The sequence below is a fragment of the Dyadobacter luteus genome, assembly GCF_003383615.1.
GTDB classification, from domain to species: domain Bacteria; phylum Bacteroidota; class Bacteroidia; order Cytophagales; family Spirosomataceae; genus Dyadobacter; species Dyadobacter luteus.
Map to the genome: position 1 here is coordinate 1 of NZ_QNUL01000009.1, position 22,786 is coordinate 22,786.

Consider the following 22,786-nt stretch of genomic DNA (forward strand, 5'->3'; position numbering starts at 1 on the left):
AGACCGGCTAAGCTGTAGATTCCCAGCCGCATGTCAGCAGGACTCCGGTACAAAAAGTACCGGCAGCTGTGAGATAACGCTAGCATATTAAAGGATGAGCTTCTTAATAAAAGAAGCGTCAAGAGATCCGAACAGCTCTATACGCGATCCAGATGGAAAAGTAATGGCCGCTAGCACTTGTTGATTTTGCTCAATTAAATCTCGTTTTTGAACCGGTATCTGGCTGAACCCGCGGGTTGGTTCGACAGGAGCGACATTCTTGCGGCGAAATTTTTTAACCCAGTAATTGAATTTATGGTAGCCAATACCATTCCGATTGCAAAAAGCCTGTTTGCTTATGCCTTGCGTTTGCCATTGATCGTACAGCTCACGCATTTTTTTCGTCTCAGTTTTCATGAAACAAGATTACGGACTATAAGGATCTGTTAAAATATGGTTTTATCGGACGCATACATGGTATTTAAAGAAGGATACTCAATGGTTGGATGGCTACTGATACCAAGAAATCTTTCGATTACAATCGAAGGAATTGCAGCAAAATATGGTGATTTTCCTTTCTCAAATCCTTTCTATTCTTCCAATTGCTCAGTTATTATTCCAACAACACGACCGTCAGAACCGATAATGGGGCCACCACTATTTCCCGGGTTCGTTTTGGCTGAAAATAGGAATAATGTTCTTCCCCAATAATCTTCTAAGTCGGAATTTACCTCACCCAAATGATAAACAGGATGAGCATTTGAAGCGCAGGACACCGGTGGATATCCAATAGTTAAAATTTCGTCAAGTATACTAATTCCTGCCAATGTTCTGAAAGGAGTGGCGTCCGGTATAGTTTCGAGTTTCAGAAGGGCTAAGTCGAGGTCTTTATCCGTCTTTTCAATCTCGTAATTCAAAACTTTATCGTTATCTGTATAAACAACAACTCTGTCTGCACCTTCAAGTACGTGGTAATTAGTTACTATTTTAGGTGACTGATCGATCATGATTAAGAACCCATTTCCAATACTTTGTTCATCATCTTTAAAATTCACTATTTTAAAAACACTCGCAGTATAAGTCTTCGATATATATTGAAAACCGAACAAGCGATTGAAAAGTAGTTGTTCGTCGGTATACAGTAAAGCGAGGTATATGTTGTTCACCGTATACAAGAAACTCTTGTGATGAGAAGGAAGATAATAATACTTGAGTACGTCTATATCTACAAATGCCTTAAGAGTTTCATCAACTGCATGGGAATCTAGGCCACCGACCAGTCGATTACTATTTGCCTCGGAAAAATGCCAATGCTCAAAATTCCTTCTGGTCAAATAACCCATGTTGATGAAAACCTTATGATTTTGTTCAAGTTGTCCGATGGGATCTTCTAAGATAGTCTCTTTCAGCAACTCAGAACTCGCTACATTATTTATGTAAAAAGTAAAAAAATCAAACATCTCCTTAATTAAAGGCTTATGTGCTTTCAGATAAAAGTTTGTCGGCATTCTCATTTCTACCTCATTTAAATTCACTCATATTTACCAATAAAATTCCAAACCTTCATAATTACCATAGTTATCTAACATTTTAGCTCGCCAGAGCAGCTTTGCTGATCAGGAAGCCATTCACAATGCCACGCTCGTCGGCACGAGCATAACGTTTTAATTCTGAAGCGCTTTCCCTACCCATCATCGTAAGAATTGATTTCTCCGGGAGTACTAATTCATTGAGGCAGTAATCGCAGAAGCTGCTGCGGCCATGTTTCACCGAAAGTCCATTATAAACTCTGAAAAATGGCTCAACGTGCATATTAAAATCTGCAACACAAATTTTCAACCAATCGTTGATGGTTGAGTTTGCCATAGTTGGGAGCTTCGACCACCCGCCATACTTATCCACTATCTCTTTTACTTCGGGAAACTCGTGGACCGGTACCTTTGCATCGATTTCATTTTTTTGACGTGGCTTCATCACCCACTGTTTGCCATCAATACCGGTTGTTACATAATCCTTGGGTTTTTTGATAACCTGCATGAGATCCCGGTAATGGAAGCCGGTGCGTGCGTAAAGAACAAACAGGTCTGCTACCTGTTGTGCTGAAGAATTTTGAAACTTGTGGCTTTTCCAAATTGACAGCTGAACAGAGTCGAGATATACAGGCTTCGCAATTTTCTCACGACCTATTTTGTAATCTTCCAGCGGATCAAAATCAATCAGCTTCTTCGATTTAGCAAACTCTGTAATGCGTTTTACCTCTCTCATATTTCTTAGATAGTAGCCCTCCTTAAAATTTTGAGATTTACACCATTGCCGGTAATTATTCATGACGGCTGTGTCGAATTCTTCGATTAGAATGTTCTGCAGTCTCTGTTCAAGCAAGAAGGAGACTATACTTTGCTTCACAGTTTTCAACCGATCCTTCGTGGATTTTGCGATAGAAGAGTCCTTATAATACTCCTTTTCGAACAAATCAAATGCTGTCAAGTATGTAACAGACTCGGGGCGTTGGTGCAGTCGTTTGATCCGATCAGCACTGATTCCCTGATTTTTCCGAAGTAACTCATTATAAATAGCCAGAAGCCTGGTTTGAGCTAGAGCAACCTGTTCATTCTTGAAATTCGCATAAGGATCTTTTCCGTTGATGCGTTGAGCTTGGTCGATCCAATGGCCTGAAAAAACCTTAATGCCGGTGCTGCCAAGATCAGCGCGCTCACCATTCACAGTGATGCGAAGATACAAAGTACAGCTTCCATGCTTTTTTTGAGCGGCCGTTGAATGCCTCCAAAAAAGGATTTCCATTCTGTTAGATTTAATTTTCATTCGTACTAGTGGGTAAAAACCACAAGGACGAACGTGATCCTGAAGTTACCGAAGGAAAGAAATGCATTTAAGTAAGACTACGCGAACATACACGTAAAATTACGTGGTGCCACCTGGGCAAAAAAGGTGCCACCGAATGTGCCATCAAAGCGTAACTATGGTGAGCAATAGGTATAAAGCAAAAAAAGCCACCCGCATTAGGAGGCTTTTTAGACTATTTTAAGCTTTCTGGCGGTCTGGACGGGACTCGAACCCGCGACCCCATGCGTGACAGGCATGTATTCTAACCAACTGAACTACCAAACCAGATTTCGTTGCCGATCGTTATCGTTTAACGTGGTGCAAACTTAGAGCATTTTTCTTTATTGTCAAACAAAAGATTTCTAAAAATTTCACATTTTTTTAACATGTGCTGAGTATCAATCAGATTGAGCCGAAAATATTTTTCATTTTGTCGAAAAAACTTACTTCATCGCTTTATTTACGCATTTTAAGAAACGCTTCGGCATATCTTTTCCCTATTTCTCGTTCAGATTTTGTATCAAAATGGGTCGCATCGCCGATATCTGTCAGTCCCGCCGCTATTGCCAAAGATGTGTTTTTTGTACTGGTAGCATATTCGGTTACTATCTGATTAATCAATGCTGCAGTCGGATTTTTAACGACATAAAAATCTCCAAGCGTACCCACTACCAACGGGGTGCGCTTCACTTTCAGCTCCTTGCGAAGCATTGAGAAAAATGCCGTCAGCTTCTCCTTGTACACAGCTGCCTTCGCAGAGTCGCTATCTGACTCGCCCTGATGCCACAGAATTCCTTTAATGCTTCCATTCTGAACAGCCTGCGCCACTCTGCTTTTCATTGCGTCATAGGCATAAATACCCGTCTGCTCATGCTTCCTGCCAGCCACCCAATCATCGATTCCACTTCCGCCTACTGCACACGGGATGAGACCTATTGGACGGTTAGGATGCGCTGCAAGCACAGCTTGTGCAAAAGAAAGCCCTGGCCCCACTCCTACCACTGCGGGTTTATCATAGTGCAAGGGATCCTGAGCTATCACCCATTCTCCACGGGAATCAATCACCCATATTTTGTCACTCTTCGGCTCGGACTGTCCATCCGGCTTTCCCCGCCCTGCCATGTTCGATTGTCCGATCAGCAGATAGAGGTCCATATCTTTCGGTACACGTTGTGCATCAGCAAACGTCGCAATTAACAATCCCACCAGGGAAGCAATGATCATCTTCATCATCTTCATATTGTAAATTTCACAAATCACTGATTAACAATTTAATAGCAAATAAACACACTCTCTACAGCTCATCAATCCCACTCATAACATTCCTTTTAAAGCTCCTGACTGCTACACTTTACTCCTCTTATGTATAGACCAAATTCCACAGTTGGTCTATTTATTTCTTCAATTTCATGCCTGCGCGTCATCAAATAAGCTGGTATGATATTGTATATGGCTTTACAGAACGGGTAATTTTCACGCCATCACGTGCTTCATCAACCTGGTTTAAATTCATTAAATTAAACTTTACTAAAATGAAAAAATTAGCAATTACGATCATGTTTGCCGCCATCAGCTCGTTCGCGATGGCACAGTCATTCAGCTTCGGACCTAAAGCAGGTCTCAACATCAGTAACTACACAGGCGGTAATATTGAATCGGATGCAAGAGTTGGATATCACCTTGGGGGTTTGCTTAACTTCGGTATTGGCAATCACTTCGCAATACAGCCTGAGGTGCTTTTCTCTACGGTTGGGGCTAAAGTAGACAGAGCAGGCAATAAGGATAATTTTAAGGTGAGCTACGTTACAGTACCTGTGATGTTGAAACTTAAAACAACCGGTGGTTTTTACATTGAACTTGGTCCGCAGGTGGGATTCCGGACTTCAACAAATATCCCTAATCAAACCATCGAAAACTTCGCAAATAACCTTGACCTCGCAGCAGCCGGAGGTATTGGATATCAGTCAAACATCGGACTCGGTATTGGTGTAAGATATATTGCCGGTCTGAGCAAAGTGGGTAATTTCTCAGGAAATAACATCGATCCGGACTTTAAGAACAGCGTTATTCAGGCCAGTATTTTCTGGGCAATTCCTGCTGTCAACAAATAATCAGATATAACTCTGTTAGTGTAAAAGGGGACACCTGGCTTATCGGCCTGATGTCCCCTTTCGTTGTATTGTTGATTACCAAAATCGGTTCAATGACAATGCTTACCTCTTCAGTTTAAGCGCATTCATCATTTTATCGAAAATGGCGGTGTTCTCATAAAACCCTGAGAAAGCCTCTGCTCCTGGTCCGAAGGCAAGTACCGGTATCATCACTCCCGTGTGACCACCAGTAGTATACGCACCTTTCACTTCACCCGTTTCAGTACTTCCGCCATTGATTGAGAAGCCGCCTGTTTCATGATCCGCTGTGATAATAACCAATGTTTCTCCATCCTTTGCAGCAAAATCGAATACTTCACCGATCACCTTATCAAAATCCTTCATTTCTTCCACGATGTAATCCGTATCGTTGGCATGACCGCCCCAATCAATTTGTGAGCCTTCAACCACCAGGAAGAAACCTTTTTTATTCTGCTTTAAAATCTCCAGAGCAGTTTTAGACGATTTTGACAATTCATCCCCTCTTCCTTTTGAGAAACGTGGTTGTTCTTTGTCAGCCAGAAAACCCGCCAGTTTACCGGACTTTACTTTTTCTACTTCGGCAATGCTGTTGGCAATCTGATAACCACGTACTTTAAGACTGTCAATCAGATTGGCTCCATCCTTACGCTGGTTGAAATCTGCGCGGCCGCCGCCGATAAACACATCAACATCAGTAGCCAGAAAGTCACGGGCGATCTCCTGAGTCATAGCACGCTTTGGCTGATGGCCAATAAAAGCCCCTGGCGTAGCATGCGTAATCGAACAGGTCGCTACCAATCCTGTAGCAAGACCTTTATCTTCTGCTATTTCAAGAATTGTACGATGTGGCTTATCGTCTGCATCCACACCTATAGCACCATTTTTTGCTTTCTTACCAATCGAAAACGCGGTAGCTCCGGCAGCCGAATCTGTGATAAAACTATCTGCTGACTGGTTTTTATGAAACCCGATAAAATGGGCTCTTTCCAGATTAAGTGTATTTTTATTGGCCACCATACCGGCATAAATCTGCGATACACCCATACCGTCGCCCACCATAAAAATCACATTTTTAGGCTGCTTTTGTTTGCCTTTACCTGGCGATTGCGCGAAGACGGAGAGTCCTGCGGCAATCAGAGAAACTGATAGAATTAACTTTTTCATTAAAAATAAAATTGTATACTACCCTGTTAAGGATATATGCTGAACTATTGATGGTTCTGAAAGCGATTTGACAGATTCCGGACCCCATTTATTTATACCGCAAAACTAGGTAAGCCTATTTTACCGTATTGTTAATTTCCGGGTGGGTATATTAAGACAGAATTAACGAAAGTAAATTCCCAACAATTGGCAATTATGCAGATTAATAAATTGTTAAAGCGATGTTCTGCAATGATCTCTTCGGTATCTTTGCAGAACGCCGCAAACGAAGAGTAAAATGAAGCTTGAAAAAACATTTCTCCTGCCTACCGGGAGAACAGTAAAAATCATCGCAGAACCAACTGCAAAGAACGAGATTCCGTTCAATAAGGAAGACTTTGACATATTGATTAAAGAGCCAAAGGAAGAAGAATTTCATCCTCCAATCGGGGAAACCCACCCCAAATACTGGAAGTTGAAGAAGCTGAATCCACGGGAAGTAAAGCTGATCGAGATCAAATACAGTGGTCTGTCTGAAAAGCAAATCAGAAATACGCTCAAAGAGTTCGAAAAAATACGTGCATCAGTAAACTGATATGCACCTTCCAAAACGAAAAATTAGCGGCCCGATTGACAATCTCAATCGGGCCGCTAGTTTTATATCCATCCCACACCTGTGGATGAAGCCGGTATTACTCTTTGATGTAAAGCAAATACCGCTGCTGTAAAGCCTGCTCCCTTGTTTTGTGATTCAGAAACTTGGCCTTAAGCATGGTAATATGAAAATGGGGCTGGGTCATAACCTCTGCCTGCACACCCGCCTTTATCAGACTGTCCCCCATGACCTCAGTCGTGTATACAAGACATGGCCCCTGAGAAATAAAGGCAGACAACTGCGCTTCCTCTTTTAAGACCCGGACTTCATCCGGAGCATAAAATTCGAATGAGGGAGAAAATGTCTTGTAAGTCGCCATGGGCAGGTCCCTTTTATCACCCGGAATAGCCTCGACCAGCTCTGATCCTGACTGATATTGGAATAGAAATGGGTAAAAGAATATGAACAGAAAAACATACAGCACTCCTGCCGTTGCGTAACCTATATAAAGCACTTTTTGTAACGGATCATGCGCTTTTATCAAAAATCCGCCAACAAGCAGCACACTCGTTATGGCAACGGCTAGTAAACCATTAGGCAAATTGACCAGATAAATCAAGCCTAAAACAGCTGCGGCAAGTAAAACGAATACCACTTTCTGACTGATCACAAGTGCCTTCAATTTACCTGCTGTAGCAAGTTGATAAAAGAAATAAGCAGTGATAATAGAGAAGTAAGGAAATACCATCACAATGTAATGAGGCAGCTGAAAACTGGACAGCGAGAACATTACAAACGTTATCAGCGTACTACCATAAATGACCCATCGAAGCGGATTTTTATCCTTATCAAACCGGACAAGATAAGCCACTCCTCCTACGAGTCCGATTGACCACGGCAAAAATGCCCACAGAGAGGTATGTATGAAAAATGTAAGATCGCCTTTCCCCTTGATAGGTCCGGTGTTGAAGAAACGCCCGAACTGACTGTCCCAAAAGAAGAACTTCAAGCCTGAGACATTCGTCTCTCCGAAAACAATCTTTTCAGGATGCAGGTCAAACTGTGCATACAAGGAATACAGTTCAGGAAGAATGAAAATGAATGACAGGATCAGCAGCAACCACCAGCGTACACCGGCAAATTGTTTCCACTGACTCGTAAACGCCCAGTAAAGTACCCATCCTCCTGCAATAGTGATCAGCACAAAAATCCCCTTGGTCATCATGGCACAGGCTGCAAACAATGCGGCAAGTACCAGATGTCTGTTTGCCCCACCCTGATACAACTTAATCATATGCCAGATCGCTCCTGCGATACACGCGCTCAAAAACGGTTCAGCCCGTACGTCAAAATTAGCCAGAACACTGTGTAACGCCACGGTATATACCAGCGTTGCGATCCGGGCAACGGACTTATTATAAAGATCACGTGCTGTGAGATAAGTATAATAAATACTGACAAGCCAGAATAGAAATGCAGGGAGTTTATAGGCAAATGAGTTGATTCCAAAGATCTTAAAGCTCAAAGCTGCCAACCAGAACGGAAAGTGAGGTTTATCCAGCCAGTCAGCTCCATGAGCATACAAATCCAGCCAGTTGTTATGTATCGCTATACGCTTTGCAATAGTTGCGTAAAGAGCACCGTCGGGTTCAATAATAGGCAACCACAAGCCCGGCACATTCAATAGAATCCCGATCAGCAACAGCCAGGGAAAATAACGTTGCAGTAAAACGTCTGTTTTGTTCATACTTTGAATTTCATTTCAACGTCAACAGGTTACAATAATCCATCGCGCAACTCGTGCCCGACGAGTCCGGTTGACGAATCAAAGATACCCAGCTAAGCTCACACTGATGAATTACATATAAAAGATTTTTGTAGCAGCAACAGTAAAATCCCGTGATGCAATGAATTATGTAAATTTAAAAATAAGTTAATCCGGTCGTCTGCCAATTCTCCTCTTTTTAAACTTGCTTTGCAGAATTGACCGAACTGGCACTATATTGTAAAAAGAATCAGTGAATGCCTTGCGCTCTGAGCTGCTCTGCCAAATTACCATGAATCAGGAACTTACCAGTCACATAGATACAGAAACGCTGCAATCCCTTCAAGAGGGAGATTGGGGGAGTTTCGAACGTATTTATGACGACTACTGGTCGAAACTCTATCTTTCAGCCTACAGCATTTTACGCGACAAACAGGCTTGTGAGGATATTGTACAGGATGTTCTGGTTCAGCTATGGCTAAAAAGAGGTACTGCTCAAATTGATTCCTTACAGGCTTATCTGCACTCTGCAGTCCGTTATCAGGTTTTCAAGGTAGTAAAATCAGGAAAGACAACTCTTTCGCTTCCAGATGAAATCGTGCTTACCTCCGAACGAACAGAGGCGGAAGATCTTCTGGCTGCACAAGATCTGAATCAATTACTGGACAAGCACATCGCCCGGCTCCCGGAAAAATGCAGGGAGGTGTTCATATTGAGCAGAAAGAATAATATGTCGATTGCTGAGATTGCAGATATGCTGCATATCTCCACAAAGACTGTCGAAAATCACATCACCAATGCACTCGGCAGATTGAGAATCAGCATGGGAGAATTCCTATTCTGGATTGCTGTTACACTTCCTTCTATCTGGGATTAACCGATCCCTGAAATAAATTTTAAAATTTTCATATCCGGCTTAGGTGTAGTGTGTCCGTTTTGGCACATACAGGTAGAACTATGAAAAAAGAAGAATTTTTAGCCCTTACTGATAAATACCTCGCCGGTACGCTAACCGGACAGGAAGAACTCCGGTTTCTGGAGGCATGTGAAATTTTACAAAACAGAACAAGTGAATGGGATCCTGCTACAATGGACGAGAAGCTGGCTGTTAAAAAACGGATTTTTGATCGGATCGTTGAAGAGGTTCATAACGCCGAGGTCGACAATGTACGCCCGCTGAATAGTAAACCGCGGTTTTGGCGATATATGACAGCAGCTTCTGTTCTACTGCTTTGTGCCTTTGCCTTTTACACCTTCCGGACAAGCCTGCAAAGCCGGTTTTTCCCTGTACAAATGATCACCATCACATCTCAGAAAGGCAAACTGCTCAAAAAACAATTGCCGGACGGGTCCGCTGTTTGGCTGAATTCTGAAAGTACCCTCTGCTTCCCCGAAGAATTTCCTGATTCGGCCCGTTACATCACGCTCACCGGCGAGGCCTACTTTGAAGTGGTACACAATCCGAAGCAACCCTTTGTTATTCATACCCAAAATCTGGATACAAGGGTTTTGGGAACTCACTTTCTGGTAAAAGCTTATCCTTCTGATGCCCAAAGCAAAGTGACTCTCCTGAGTGGGCGTGTTGCCGTGTCGGGTGCCAATGTCAAAGGTTCTGCAGTACTCGCCCCGTTACAGGAGCTTACTGCTGATAATGCATCAGGACAATTTAAAATCAAGATCAAGATAGATAGCACCAGTTCCATGGCCTGGGCGAGCGGCAAGCTGTCATTCAGAAAGAACCCGCTATCCGAAGTAATTAGTGATCTGGAAAGAAGATTCAATACAAAAATCATTGCTGAAGCCCACTTAACAGACTGTCTGATTTACGCAGACGTACTTCCGGGAGATACACTGGAATCTGTGCTGGATCAGCTCGCTATCTCTTTGGAAGGAAAAATAATCAAAGACAAGAACAACCAATACCTCATTACCGGAAAGGGATGTCAGTAAAAATATCAACTATCAAAAAGATCTGAGCTCATGACCTAGACATCACCAACTGACAAAACACGAATCAATTTGCCCTACTAAAGGCAAATAAAATTACCCGACTATAAAGGACATCACTAACGGATGTCCGGTTACCTTAATCATTCCTAAATATGAAGACAATTATTTACCGGGGAACATTATTTGATACTGTCTGTAAGATCATGAAATACAGCACTATCCTATCCTTTCTGATCGGCTTCTGCAGCACGGTCGGTCTGGCAGAACACACCTATAGTCAGGTTCTGGAAAAACCGATTACACTATCTACCGGCACAATGCCCTTACCGGCTGTACTGGACGAAATTTCCAGAGTATCTGACACCAGATTTGTACTGGCCAGCCAGAAAGAATCCGCTAAAAAGGCAAGAGTAAATGTAAAAAACGAAAAGCTGGGCAAGGTACTCGACAAACTACTCGCTCCCTATGAAATGACCTACACCGCTTCAGGGTCGATTATTATTCTCAAACACGCTCCTGCTAAACCAATAATTGTTCCGGTTCCCAAAAAGGAAACTACAGAAGAAATGCCGGAAGAACCTGAAATCAATATCTTCTCCGGCAAGGTGGTAGACAAAAGTGGCCAACCTCTCCCCGGCGCTTCAGTGGTCGTTAAAGGTACAGACAGAGGAACAGTTTCAGATGTGGACGGAAGTTTTTCGATAAACGTGGATAACGGAGAGGTGCTCGTGATATCATTCATTGGATTTTTGAAAAAAGAAATCACGTACCGCGGCGAATCTGCACTAAATATTCAGCTTCTTGAAGACGTTGCCGGACTCGAAGAACTTGTCGTTATAGGTTATGGCACACAGAAAAAGATCAATGTAACGGGAGCTGTAAGTGCTATAGAGGCCAAAGACCTAGATAGCCGGCCTGTCAGAAACCTCAGCACGGGTTTGCAGGGATTAATGGCCGGTGTCACGGTGGTGAACTCTACTGCTTTGCCGGGGCAAAATGGAAGCTCTATCCGGATTCGCGGTGTAGGAACCCTGGGTGATGCCAATCCACTTGTGGTAGTGGATGGAATTCCCGGAGGAGATCTCAATATCCTCAATCCGTCCGATATAGAAAGCATTTCGGTTCTCAAAGACGCTGCCTCTTCCTCTATCTATGGTGTCCGGGGTGCAAACGGGGTTATTCTGGTCACGACCAAAAAAGGTAAAGAGGATTCCGCTCCCAACATATCCTATAATGGTTATATCGGGATGCAAACGCCTACAGCCCTGCCTAAGTTCGTAGGCTCTCCCGAATACATGCAGCTCTTGAATGAGTCGCAGGTGAATGTGGGCCGCAACCCGACCTATACGGATACAGATATCGAAATTGCCAGAAACGGATCAGATCCTAACTACTTTGCCAATACCAACTGGATTGACGAGATATACAAAAAGAGCGCTCCTCAACAAAATCATAACTTGAGCATCAACGGTGGAGCCAAAAACCTCAACTATTATGTCTCGTACGGTTATCTGAAAGAAGGTGGTATGATCACAGGAGATAATTACAATGCACAGCGCCACAACGTCAGACTCAGATTGAACACCACCCTGATCGACAGGCTGCATCTGGACGCGAATTTAGGTTACATCGACAGAGGCTTTTCCGGCTCTGCTGAAAGCATAGATGGAGATTCCGGTCCACTTTATGCCTCTCATCAGATACTCCCTCTGGTACCTGTGCGGTTCACCACCGGAGGCTGGGGTTATATTGGCGGGCAACGCAACCCGGTGGCTGTTACTACTGATGGAGGAACGAACAGGTTCAATTCGCAGGAATTCACTGGAAACCTGAGCGCTACTTTGGATTTGTTTGACGGATTAAAACTGCGCGGGCAATATGGTCTGATTCGCTCTAATTCGTACAGATCCATTTTCAGCAAAACCATCAACTATTACAGTCCAACCGACGGATCCTTGATCTACCAGACGAACCCGCAAAACAAGATTGATGTGCGAGACTACACCAATCTGTACCAAACCATGCTGGGCTTTTTGGAATACGATAAAATTTTCTCTGCCAAACATGCGGTAAAGGGATTGTTAGCCGTGTCTCAGGAAGAAAATGTCTCTAACTACTTTTTTGCTACGCGTACCAACCTGGCTTCCCAGGATGTGGAATCAATTAACCTGGGAACGGAAAATCAGCTAAACGGTGGAAGTGCTTCTCAGAATGCACTACGTTCCTTCTTTGGAAGGTTCAATTATGGATTCGATGAAAAGTACCTGGCTGAATTTAACTTCCGTTATGACGGTTCGTCGCGATTTGCCCCTGACCGCCGCTGGAACTGGTTTACCTCGGGCTCGCTGGGCTGGGTTTTCTCTGAAGAGAAATTCTTTGACCGGCTAAGAAATGTAATTGAGTCCGGAAAGGTGCGGTTATCCTATGGTACACAGGGTAATGATAAAGTTCGCGTAGGTGGTACAAGCGATATATTGGATTTCGGTTATCTGCCCACACTCGGACCTGTAAACAACACCTTTCCTATTGGCAATGCTTTAACGATAGGCTATCGCCAGGCTAATATTCCTAACCCGTTTCTGACCTGGGAGTCTGTTGTCAAGCAAAATGCCGGGATTGATCTGGCCATGATAAAAGGACGTCTGGGATTCACCTTTGATTACTATGTTCAGAATACCAACAATATTTTGCTGAATGTCCCTCTTCCGGATGTATTAGGCGTAGGTACAACCTACCCTCCACAAAATGCCGGAAAGGTTGAAAACAGAGGGTGGGAATTGCAGGTATCCTGGAAAGACCAGATCAATGATTTTCGGTACGGGGCTAATTTTAACCTTTCAGATGTAAGAAACAAGGTGACCAGCCTGGGTGGAGTACCTCCTACCTATGGAGATCGTGTGAGGATTGTAGGCCAACCGATAGATGCTTTTTACGGACTTGTGGCAGACAGAATAGCGCAGGTTGAAGATTTCGACTACGACGCGGGAACCCGAAAATATACACCTAAGTTCCCAGCATATACGGGTGACCCGGTTGCTCCCGGTGATATCGTCTACAAGGATCTGAATGGAGATGGCCGTATTACCCTCGACGACGACCGTCAGGTGATTGGAAATGCTATTCCACGTTACAATTACGGTTTCCGCGGAGAATTGGGATGGAAAGGGGTTGATTTCAGTTTCTTTCTGCAAGGGGTTGGCAAAGCGGATGGTTACATACAAGGAGCTGCCCGGCATGCGCTGATCAACGAAGGTTCACTGCCTCAGGAGATACACCGCGACCGCTGGACGCCGGAAAACACAGATGCAAGTTACCCGAGACTTACCTACCAGCAGGCTTACAACCAGCGTTTGTCGACCTTCTGGCTCGAAAATGCGGCCTATCTGAGATTGAAAAATTTCCAGCTTGGTTACACCATTCCTGAAAAGTTCACAAAGAAAGCCCGCGTAAGTCGTTTGCGTATTTATGTTTCAGCAGATAACCTACTTACCAAAACGAAATTCTTTTACGGTTATGATCCTGAATCACCGGTAACCAGTGGCGGATTCTATCCTCAGGTTAAAACATTTGTCGGAGGTATCAGCGTAAATTTTAAATAAGCCATCATCATGAAAAAGAAATTCATATATCTTTTTTCCCTGCTTGCGGTACTTTCCACGAGTTGTAATGAAGATTATCTCAACAGATTACCCCTTGACCAGATCGCCGATGAAACTTTCTGGAATACCGAAGAGCAACTGATCCTGGCTGCCAATGGCTGTTATGGAAATATTAAAGCGAAAAACACAGTGGATATGGAAAACATGGGCGACAATACGCTCTGGCCTTCCACAACCGACTTCCAGCAGATCGGAAGTGGCAATTTTAACATTGATCTGGGTATGTTCACTACGGAATGGCGCAGCATGTATACCGCTATACGACAGTGCAATACCTTTCTTGAAAATTATCAGAAAGCAGTTGTGCCTGTGGAAGCTCGAAAGGAAATTCTGGCGGCTGAAGTCAGAGTGATCAGAGCATACATGTACAGCTATCTGACATTGTTTTGGGGAGATGTACCGCTGATTACAAAACCGTTGAACATTGACGAACTGTATGACCCCAGAACTCCGGCAGCGCAAGTACAAGATTTCATCCTTTCCGAGTTGGATGCAGCTGCGGCGGTATTGCCCAAGGAGATCGCGACAGGAAAAGATCTGGGGCGCCTTCGTAAAGGAGCAGCTTTAGGATTGAAAGCCAGACTCGCTTTATATTTCGGGAAATATGCTGTGGCAGAAAAGGCGGCCAAAGATTTAATGGACCTGAATGTATATCAGCTTTTCAGTAACGGTAACAAAGCAACCAGTTACAATAGTCTTTTTACTTACAGTGGTAAATTATCCCGGGGTAATAACAAAGAGACAATTATTGCCAGAACGCATCTGGAAGATCTGAATATGCATAACCTGAGCCGTGAAATCCAGGTACCGGATCAGAATGCGAGATGGAACCCCACTAAATCTCTTGTTGATACCTATTTATGCTCTGACGGTCTTCCCATTGACAAATCCCCTCTTTACAAAGAGAGCAGTTATCAGGATGTATTTAGCAATCGTGATCCACGGATGACTCAGACTGTGCTAGCACCCAACAGCCGATGGGGCGGCCGGTTTGACGGTAATCCGGAAAACACCAATCCTGATGTTTTCACCGCTCCCAAGTTTCGGTCCGACCGCAGGGGTTCAGTGACCATCACCGGTTACTACTTTACAAAATACGTTGAGCCGTCTACCGTAGCGCAGGTGAGCCGTGATGCAAATGATATCCATATACTGCGTTATGCCGAAGTCCTGCTGACTTATGCAGAAGCTAAAATGGAACAGGGAACGCTCACACAGGCAGATCTGGACATTTCCATTAATCTGCTCCGCGACCGCGTGGGTATGAAAAAGATGGTTTTAACCGAACTGTCAGCTGCAGGAATGAATGTACGCGACGAGATTCGCAGGGAACGCCGTGTAGAGCTTGCTTTGGAAGGTCAGCGTTACTTTGACATCAAAAGATGGAAACAAGGCGCTTTACTGGCAGCTGACGTTACTGGTATGAAAAAAGAGTGGGCCAAAGTTCCTGCTGACGTAGCCAATCTGAGGACAGATGCGCAAGGCTATATACTGGCTTTCAGCGGCAGAACCTTTGCAGATAAACATTACCTTTGGCCAGTGCCATTAGTACAAATTGAACGTAATCCGGCGCTGGGGCAAAACCCGGGCTGGGAATAAATCTTAAACACCCGATCGATGTCAATTCGAAACCTTTTCTTCATGTATTTTCTGATCCCGGTTTCTGTCGCTTTGGCAGCAGAGCCGGATTCAGCAGCGATTTCAGTTTTGGCTAAAGACAAGCCCAATCTGAAAGTGATGACCTACAATATTCATCATTGTAATCCGCCTTCGGAGGCCACCAAAATTGATATTGAAGCAATCGCTTCTGTTATTAACAGAGAAAAACCTGATTTTGTCGCCTTACAGGAAGTGGATGTGAATACGGAACGTTCGGGCAAAGGAAACCATCAGGCCAAACTCCTGGCCGAGCTGACGAGAATGAATTACTTTTTTGCGAAAGCGATTGATCACCAGGGCGGCGACTATGGCGTGGCTATCCTTTCACGATTTCCGATCCTTGATTCAGTGCAGTATGAGCTACCTGTTGATAAGACAATTGGCGGAGAGCCCAGAACAATTGCGGCTATTACTGCTGAAATCGCTCGTGGTAAAAAAGTAACCTTTGCCTGTACGCACCTGGATCTCAAGGAGCAGAACCGCAAAACTCAGGCTGAACTGATCGTGAAATATTTTGGAAATACATCATTACCAATAATTATCGGAGGCGACTTCAATGCAAAGCCGGACAGTCCTGCAATGGCTTATCTGGATCAGACTTTTACCAGAAGTTGCCTACAAGATTGCGCTCCTACCATTCCTGTAGAAAAGCCTAACCGCACGATTGATTTTATCATGTTCAGGCCGGCTCAAATGGTGAAAGCAATTTCAACCAGAGTCATTGATGAAAAGTATGCCTCCGACCATCTGCCTGTTGTTGTGGAGCTTAGTATCAAATAGTGCATTTGTTTATATTTCACAGAGGAGGTTCATGACGAATCTCCTCTTTTTTATGCATTTTACCGTATACCTTTGCCGGCTTGTGATCGTTTTTTAATTCGTTATGAAAAGAATTTTAGTGCCTTGTAATTTTTCTTCCTACGCTGAAAAAGCATTTCGATTTGCATTGCAGCTGGCAGAGAAAAGCGAAGGGCGTCTATTTGTTTGCACCATTATCAGTGAGCCGGATGCCCTTCCGACTAAGAGTTCCATGAGCGAAGAGATTGCGCGCGAAAAATTTGCAGATTTCATCATGAGGATCAATCCCGGAGACGTACCGGTGGAACATCATATACACGCAGGCAAAATTACTGTAGCTGTATCAGAGCTGGTCGAAGCCCTTGCGATTGATCTCGTAGTGATGGGAACTCAGGGCTCACGTGGCTGGCAGGAAGCATTTATGGGATCCAACATTGGTAAAGTGGTGCGTACATGCCCTATTCCTGTGGTTGCAGTTAAAAATGATACGACGCTTTCCAGGATAAAGAACATTGTATTCCCTTGCGGTATGAAGCCTGAGGAAGAGCAACTACTCAGTAAGGTTAAAATGTTACAGGAGTTTTTTGACGCGCGACTACATCTTTTGTATGTCAATACACATCCGCGCCGTGATAATCAGCAAAGTATGCAGCATTTACAAAAGCTTGCTTCCCAATACCAGCTGCATCATTTCAATATACATGTTGTACACAGCGCTATCGAAAAAGATGGCATTCTACAATTCGCACGGGAAATGAATGCGGACCTGATCGCTATGGGCACCCATGGTAACCGCAATCCGGGCAATATGTATGTCAGCAGTATAGCCGCCGATATCGTCAATTATGCTCCGACTATGACCTGGACGTGCGCTACCGAAAGACGGGAATAGAATTACGGACTGACAGGATAAATCCGGCCTAAAACTTCCTTGTTCGGGAATTTGATGGTAACTTAGCCGACATGGCAAGTGAGATCAATACATCCACGACTGAAAAATCCTTTACACTGCGCAAAGTTGCGACAGGCTGGAACAGTACTGTCTTCTGCGTTATGCCGGCTACCATCTTCTGTACCAGGCTTTATTACGTTTCCAATTTCAAGGACTTCAATACGCTGGCCCCGGACCTAATCTGATTTTCAGGATTCGGGGAACATCGCAGCCTGCATCACTTTCTGACAAATAACGTATCAGTATGGCTAAGACCATAGCTGCTGGCTCATACGCGTTCGTTGTCAGCTCAATTGTTTAATCCGTCTTTGTATCAGGCTGTTTGCTTGCTTTTTGAGCATGCTCAACAATTTTTATTCTTTTTACATTCATGTGCAGCAGCACAACAGAAATACTATGAGTTTATCTAAAACACCTGTAATCATCTCGGAAGGAGATTATAAGTTACTCAAACAATTTGCAGAACAATTTCCGGCTCACGGACAGGATAAAGAAATGACGCTATCGTATGAGCTCAACCGGGCTGTTATCGTAGAAAATGATGAGTTACCGGAAGGCTGCGTAAGACTGAATTCAACAGTGAAGGTACGTGAACTCACGGCCAATCAGGATATGGAATTTTCAATAGTGATGCCTTCATTGGCCGATATGAATCAACGGAAAATCTCTGTACTGACACCCATGGGAGCGGCGCTGATCGGGCTTTGCAAAGGAGAAAAAGTAAAATGGCAAATGCCATCCGGACTAAGGCATTTTGAGATACTGGAGGTGATCTGATCCGGATTTAAAAGTCATTATTAGGTATAACAAGCCGATTAATCATCGTAAAACACTGAAATTAAAGTCTAATTGCCGTAAGCATATAACAGCATATGCTTACGGCATTTTTCTTAAATGGATACAACATAATTAAATGGGAACCGGGTAGTAACCGTTTGAAACTTTCATTCGACAAATTCCAAACTAGTTGTATACATTTTACTTATTTTTGGATAAAATAGATCGCCTCTACATGAAAAACTTCTTCCTGCTGTTGCTGATGTTACTCGGCTTACAAGTTAAACTATTTGCTCAGGCACCTTCAATAACAATCACTTACCCGGAACCCGTTTGTCTGAATTCCGTTCAGAAGGTTCAGGTTGCTATCGCAGGCAGCTTCAACTCAAACAACAAGTTCACGGTTCAGGTCAGAATTTCTGACAATACACCAGTATTATCAGAAATTCCAGCGGAACTCATCGAAGGCAAAATTCATGTCATGTATTCCGATTCGAGCTTATCCGTTCCCCCATATATCCAGATCAGAATCCTATCCACTTCACCAAAGGTGGAAAGCAACTGGTACAATACGAAGATTCATACAAAAGGGATTGTTCAGTTATCAACCTTTCAACCAGATTCTATCAACGCCGGAGAAGACCTTCTGCTGAAGTTCAGGACATTCAGTTCCAGCTCCGCACAGATTGTACTAAACGACGGTTCATCATACGGTCTTGATTCATTTCTATCTGGTTATGTTGACCATATGCGGCGAAAAGCAACAAATGTCTCTACCCCTTTTACGATTGCCAGAGCCGAGAATATTTGTGGTGTGATGAAGTCAGGAGGAGAAGCGAAGGCGTACATTAATCCTACCTCCTTAAAAGTGATATCCGTACATCCGGAAACTACCTGCGAAGGAAGCGAAATAAAAGTTAGTTATTCAACCTTCGGCCAGGCTCTGCCCACTTCAGCAAAGTATAAATTAAGAATTACCGTTTACACTGGCGACAGCAAAACTGTAGAGGTACCGGCAGTATTGAAAGATAACTTACTTACCGCCACTTTTCCAACGTCTTTCAATGTATCATCCAGAGGCGAATACAAGCTAAGAATTATAGCAGATAACCCTGCTATTGTGGGGTTGGAGAGTGACTATTCTTTCTATGTTCATCCCAAGGCCGGAGCGTCTGTTAATACAACCAGCAAAACAATAAACATCGGTGAGAAAGTACAGGTAGGTGTATCCTTTTCAGGTATACCTCCTTTCTCCGCAACTCTTCAGGACGGAACTGAGATTGCAGCTAACTTCAATTATCAGACTGAAGTCAGACCTGCCAAAACCACATCTTACAGCGTAAAAAGTTTTAGCTCGGGCTGTGGAATGACACCTGTTACAGCTCCGTCTTCAGCAATGCTGGTGACTGTCCGACCCGGAATTTATATGGATCCCACCGAAGAAACCAAAAACCTGTGTGAAGGAACATTGGTGAAAGTGAAAGTGCTTTCGAATGTGGACTTTAATGCAAATGCGACATTTAAAGTGAATGCACTTGTCGGCAATACCACTGCCTATTCTTTCCCCGCCACTAAAGTTGGTGATTATCTGGAGTTTCGCATTCCGGCACTTCCGGAAAATATTGACCGTACTTTGAGCTATGACAAGGTGAACGGACTGAGTATTTCGACAACAAACCCGGAATACACCTCTGAAAGATCCGACGGATACGTACTGCGAAGTAAACCTGGTGCTACAGTATTGCCTCACTCAGAATTGATATATAAAACTCCTTCCCTTGCAATGTTCGGCTATACATTACACGGCAAAGGACCTTTTACCATTGTAGACGAATTTGACAAAACGCACTACATAGAAGGCGCGGAAGCATGGTATCCTGAGTTTTATGTAGAGAAAACCTCGGACTTTAAACTTAAATCAATAAGCAATGCCTGTTCCCGAAATGAAACGCTACCTACAATTCGCCTATCACTTGATACAACAGGATCTGCCACCGGAATACATCTTAAGCCACTAAACTCATCAGTTTGTGCTCAGGACAGTGTCGAAATCACATTTCTGACAACAGGTAAGTTCCAGCACGATAATACATTCAGAATTGAGGGCTATACCAATTGCTGTAATTTTCAGACTTTTGCTACAGTTAATAAGCCTGGCACTTACAAAATTAAGATACCGGCAAGTCAGGCCGGCACGGCGTCTCTTAGAATAGCTTCGTCCAATCCCGCTATGTTGAGCAAAACGATTCAGACTGAACTGCATTCGACTTTAGAGAATTTCAGCATACGTCCATTCGGAACACCATCCGAACCCGCAGAACTGCTTGGTAGTGGACAGTTTCCCCTTACCGTAACTAATGAGCGTAACGACAGGCTATATTCCTTTACTTATTCAGATGGGGTCACAGAAAAAACGCTGGACTTTCCCCGATATGACAGAACAGTATATCTGCCCAATCCGCCAGCAGGAAGTACCACAGCCTTCACTATTAAATCGGCGACAAACAAGTGCGGCACATTTCCCGTCAACATCACAACCTACCTGCGCACTGTACCCTATCGTATCACAGTGGGCGGTATATCTCCAAGGGACCTGGATGCATGTCAAAACGGTCATCTTAGTATTCCTTTTGTTACAACCGGAGGTGATGCTGCGAAAGCCAGCTTTTCATTACAAATTGCGAAGGACAAGAGCACGGAATTTACAGATTTGGCAAAGAATATTACCGCACGTCAGTTTGATGTAAAAATTCCTACGGATTTCGCTACGGGTCTATATCAAATAAGAGTCACATCGTCAGAAGGAGGGGTATCAAATCTTGTGAATCTCAGAATCGGGAGTTCTCCAAGTGCAGTTTTGACCACTACCGAAAAAGATCCGATTGTGCTGAATTCGGGGTCAGGTATAGCCTCCGCAACAACCTTTACCGGTACTCCTTACTGGACCGTGATCTATGAAAACGGTTATAAGCAGGTTACCAGCGAAAACCCTTATACAAGAATCCTATCAGCCCAGAATGCGAAAGAATTTTCCATTATATCGGTTTATAATAATTGTGGTTATGGACCTGTGTCGGGTAAAATTGCGGTAAAAGTGAATCCCGATCTGAACATTTATACTGACGCACAGGAGGTGTGTGAAGGCGAGAGCGTGGATGTGCGATATGACCTGCGCGGTGATGCAACGCTTACGAACGACTACATTCGTTTTCAATTAGAAGATACTCAAAGCGGCAAGGTGATCAATCTGGATTCAACAAGAATCAAATCCGGAAGCATTACCTTGAAATTGCCAGCGATCCTTACGGGGAATTTCTACGATTTCCGCGCCACAGTTCAGAGTTACAGTTTGACGGCTACCGCGAAATTGACTATTAAATCCAAAGTAGATGTAACACTTTCCGGAAATACCACCATAAATGCCGGTGATGCTACCCAAATTCAAATACAAAGCAATAAGCAGGCAAATGAACCTATCCAGTACAGATTATCGGATGGAACAGCAGGTACTTTTTACGGAGGTTCAGGCAATAGAGAAACCGATATTAGAGTAACACCATCTGTCACAACAATCTATTCTATTGTATCTGCCAATAACGGATGCGGAGAGGGAAAAAAATCGGGAGCGGCTATTGTAGAGGTTAATCCATCAGGCAGTAAAAGCGTAACAACAACGGGTTGGGATGCCTATGAAGGATCGGCATTTTGTTTGGGAGATGCTTTTTTGGTCACCTACACTCAAAAAGGCAGTTTTTCTTCCGGTAATACCATGACTGTTCAAATTTCGGACACAACCGGTAGGAATTTTAAATCAGTAACGACAATTGGTAATTCTTCTCCGTTGAGAGCAACAGTGCCTGCAGATTTATTTATTGGCAAAAAATACAGGATCAGGGTTGTAGCTTCCGACGCAGGCACAGCCAGTGGTGCTTATGAATTTCCACTCTCTGCAGGCCGGAAGGCAACAATCCGGTTTGCATCAGAATCAGTAATTTCGGATGCTTCCAATATTCAGAAAGCAGTAGTATTGCTAGACGGAACAGGACCATGGGACTACACTTATGGCAGTGATCTTCACAGTAATATGGAATATTCACGCACCCCCGTTGATACGATTTACTTCCCGCAAAATTCCACAGCTGAATATTATAAACTCTTCAGCGTATCGAATCAATGCGGCCCCGGGGTGATAGGAACTCCTAATACAATCAGGTTGTCGGTGATAACGGGTGAAGCTGGTTATACGCCATCTCAGATCTTGGTGGCCCCCAACCCGACACAAGATCAGCTGATTATAAAATTTCCGGATCCTACTATCCGGACAATCACATTGATAAATTCCACGGGCGTCGTTGTACTCCGGGAGGAAATAGCTGTCAAGGAAAAACAAATCAGTGTACATCACTTACCATCAGGAATTTATATTCTAAATATTGAAGGTAAAAACTTAAAATCTGTGCATAAAATTCTAAAACAGTAACAGCTACTCTACTTTTATTCACAGCTAACATAAGTACCTCTCCTTCATGAACT

Annotated in this window: 16 protein-coding genes and 1 tRNA gene; 10 read left to right on the top strand and 7 right to left on the bottom strand. The window is 43.7% G+C overall.

The window, feature by feature from the left end; genetic code table 11:
* Nucleotides 1–87: 87 nt before the first annotated feature.
* The 5 genes from tnpA to DSL64_RS13060 form a co-directional block, all read right to left on the bottom strand.
* On the bottom strand, nt 88–396 hold the full coding sequence (gene tnpA, locus DSL64_RS13040; RefSeq protein WP_115831354.1) for an IS66 family insertion sequence element accessory protein TnpA: 309 nt from the start codon (nt 394–396) through the stop codon (nt 88–90).
* A 173-nt stretch (nt 397–569) separates the two neighbouring features.
* Nucleotides 570–1,493 (bottom strand): S1 family peptidase, encoded by a 924-nt coding sequence (locus DSL64_RS13045; RefSeq protein WP_115831355.1) that lies wholly within the window; start codon nt 1,491–1,493, stop codon nt 570–572.
* A 76-nt stretch (nt 1,494–1,569) separates the two neighbouring features.
* Nucleotides 1,570–2,781: a phage integrase SAM-like domain-containing protein gene (locus DSL64_RS13050; protein ID WP_158547914.1), complete on the bottom strand. Its 1,212-nt coding sequence runs from the start codon at nt 2,779–2,781 to the stop codon at nt 1,570–1,572.
* A gap of 250 nt (nt 2,782–3,031) precedes the next feature.
* A tRNA-Asp gene (locus DSL64_RS13055) sits at nt 3,032–3,108 on the bottom strand.
* A 171-nt stretch (nt 3,109–3,279) separates the two neighbouring features.
* Nucleotides 3,280–4,056, bottom strand: a complete 777-nt coding sequence (locus tag DSL64_RS13060) for a sialate O-acetylesterase (RefSeq protein WP_229217072.1) — start codon at nt 4,054–4,056, stop codon at nt 3,280–3,282.
* Nucleotides 4,057–4,355: 299 nt separating this feature from the next.
* Between DSL64_RS13060 and DSL64_RS13065 the strand changes: the two genes are divergently transcribed.
* Complete coding sequence (locus DSL64_RS13065; protein WP_115831478.1) at nt 4,356–4,934, top strand: porin family protein; 579 nt, start codon at nt 4,356–4,358, stop codon at nt 4,932–4,934.
* A gap of 102 nt (nt 4,935–5,036) precedes the next feature.
* Here DSL64_RS13065 and DSL64_RS13070 read toward each other — a convergent pair whose 3' ends face one another.
* On the bottom strand, nt 5,037–6,119 hold the full coding sequence (locus tag DSL64_RS13070; protein ID WP_115831357.1) for an alkaline phosphatase: 1,083 nt from the start codon (nt 6,117–6,119) through the stop codon (nt 5,037–5,039).
* A 277-nt stretch (nt 6,120–6,396) separates the two neighbouring features.
* Between DSL64_RS13070 and DSL64_RS13075 the strand changes: the two genes are divergently transcribed.
* Entirely contained in the window at nt 6,397–6,693 is a 297-nt protein-coding gene (locus DSL64_RS13075; protein WP_115831358.1) for a hypothetical protein, read from the top strand.
* Between the two features lie 97 nt (nt 6,694–6,790).
* Here the strand turns inward: DSL64_RS13075 and DSL64_RS13080 are convergent, their stop codons facing one another.
* Complete coding sequence (locus tag DSL64_RS13080; RefSeq protein ID WP_115831359.1) at nt 6,791–8,440, bottom strand: ArnT family glycosyltransferase; 1,650 nt, start codon at nt 8,438–8,440, stop codon at nt 6,791–6,793.
* A gap of 310 nt (nt 8,441–8,750) precedes the next feature.
* Here DSL64_RS13080 and DSL64_RS13085 point away from each other — a divergent pair, with 310 nt between their 5' ends.
* From DSL64_RS13085 to DSL64_RS13120, 8 genes are all read left to right on the top strand, one after another.
* Nucleotides 8,751–9,335 carry an RNA polymerase sigma-70 factor gene (locus DSL64_RS13085; RefSeq protein ID WP_115831360.1) on the top strand — a complete coding sequence of 195 codons (585 nt, stop codon included), beginning with the start codon at nt 8,751–8,753 and terminating at the stop codon, nt 9,333–9,335.
* Nucleotides 9,336–9,415: 80 nt separating this feature from the next.
* On the top strand, nt 9,416–10,408 hold the full coding sequence (locus tag DSL64_RS13090; protein ID WP_115831361.1) for a FecR domain-containing protein: 993 nt from the start codon (nt 9,416–9,418) through the stop codon (nt 10,406–10,408).
* 152 nt (nt 10,409–10,560) lie between these two features.
* Nucleotides 10,561–14,007 (top strand): SusC/RagA family TonB-linked outer membrane protein, encoded by a 3,447-nt coding sequence (locus DSL64_RS13095; protein ID WP_115831362.1) that lies wholly within the window; start codon nt 10,561–10,563, stop codon nt 14,005–14,007.
* A 9-nt stretch (nt 14,008–14,016) separates the two neighbouring features.
* Nucleotides 14,017–15,666 carry a RagB/SusD family nutrient uptake outer membrane protein gene (locus DSL64_RS13100; RefSeq protein ID WP_115831363.1) on the top strand — a complete coding sequence of 550 codons (1,650 nt, stop codon included), beginning with the start codon at nt 14,017–14,019 and terminating at the stop codon, nt 15,664–15,666.
* An 18-nt stretch (nt 15,667–15,684) separates the two neighbouring features.
* On the top strand, nt 15,685–16,506 hold the full coding sequence (locus tag DSL64_RS13105) for an endonuclease/exonuclease/phosphatase family protein (RefSeq protein WP_229217073.1): 822 nt from the start codon (nt 15,685–15,687) through the stop codon (nt 16,504–16,506).
* A 103-nt stretch (nt 16,507–16,609) separates the two neighbouring features.
* Nucleotides 16,610–17,416, top strand: coding sequence for a universal stress protein (locus DSL64_RS13110; protein WP_115831364.1), 807 nt, complete (start codon nt 16,610–16,612; stop codon nt 17,414–17,416).
* Between the two features lie 456 nt (nt 17,417–17,872).
* The gene (locus DSL64_RS13115; protein ID WP_115831480.1) at nt 17,873–18,253 is read left to right on the top strand and encodes a GreA/GreB family elongation factor; all 381 of its coding nucleotides are present in this window, start codon (nt 17,873–17,875) and stop codon (nt 18,251–18,253) included.
* A gap of 235 nt (nt 18,254–18,488) precedes the next feature.
* Nucleotides 18,489–22,733: a T9SS type A sorting domain-containing protein gene (locus DSL64_RS13120; protein ID WP_115831365.1), complete on the top strand. Its 4,245-nt coding sequence runs from the start codon at nt 18,489–18,491 to the stop codon at nt 22,731–22,733.
* Nucleotides 22,734–22,786 lie beyond the last annotated feature (53 nt).

Bases quoted from the DNA above. Each gene is read 5' to 3' on its own strand.
- DSL64_RS13090 (WP_115831361.1), top strand. From the start codon at position 9,416: ATGAAAAAAGAAGAATTTTTAGCCCTTACTGATAAATACCTCGCCGGT.
- DSL64_RS13075 (WP_115831358.1), top strand. From the start codon at position 6,397: ATGAAGCTTGAAAAAACATTTCTCCTGCCTACCGGGAGAACAGTAAAA.
- DSL64_RS13110 (WP_115831364.1), top strand. From the start codon at position 16,610: ATGAAAAGAATTTTAGTGCCTTGTAATTTTTCTTCCTACGCTGAAAAA.
- DSL64_RS13070 (WP_115831357.1), bottom strand. From the start codon at position 6,119: ATGAAAAAGTTAATTCTATCAGTTTCTCTGATTGCCGCAGGACTCTCC.
- tnpA (WP_115831354.1), bottom strand. From the start codon at position 396: ATGAAAACTGAGACGAAAAAAATGCGTGAGCTGTACGATCAATGGCAA.
- DSL64_RS13060 (WP_229217072.1), bottom strand. From the start codon at position 4,056: ATGATGAAGATGATCATTGCTTCCCTGGTGGGATTGTTAATTGCGACG.
- DSL64_RS13115 (WP_115831480.1), top strand. From the start codon at position 17,873: ATGAGTTTATCTAAAACACCTGTAATCATCTCGGAAGGAGATTATAAG.
- DSL64_RS13065 (WP_115831478.1), top strand. From the start codon at position 4,356: ATGAAAAAATTAGCAATTACGATCATGTTTGCCGCCATCAGCTCGTTC.
- DSL64_RS13085 (WP_115831360.1), top strand. From the start codon at position 8,751: ATGAATCAGGAACTTACCAGTCACATAGATACAGAAACGCTGCAATCC.
- DSL64_RS13080 (WP_115831359.1), bottom strand. From the start codon at position 8,440: ATGAACAAAACAGACGTTTTACTGCAACGTTATTTTCCCTGGCTGTTG.
- DSL64_RS13050 (WP_158547914.1), bottom strand. From the start codon at position 2,781: ATGGAAATCCTTTTTTGGAGGCATTCAACGGCCGCTCAAAAAAAGCAT.
- DSL64_RS13095 (WP_115831362.1), top strand. From the start codon at position 10,561: ATGAAGACAATTATTTACCGGGGAACATTATTTGATACTGTCTGTAAG.
- DSL64_RS13120 (WP_115831365.1), top strand. From the start codon at position 18,489: ATGAAAAACTTCTTCCTGCTGTTGCTGATGTTACTCGGCTTACAAGTT.
- DSL64_RS13045 (WP_115831355.1), bottom strand. From the start codon at position 1,493: ATGAGAATGCCGACAAACTTTTATCTGAAAGCACATAAGCCTTTAATT.
- DSL64_RS13105 (WP_229217073.1), top strand. From the start codon at position 15,685: ATGTCAATTCGAAACCTTTTCTTCATGTATTTTCTGATCCCGGTTTCT.
- DSL64_RS13100 (WP_115831363.1), top strand. From the start codon at position 14,017: ATGAAAAAGAAATTCATATATCTTTTTTCCCTGCTTGCGGTACTTTCC.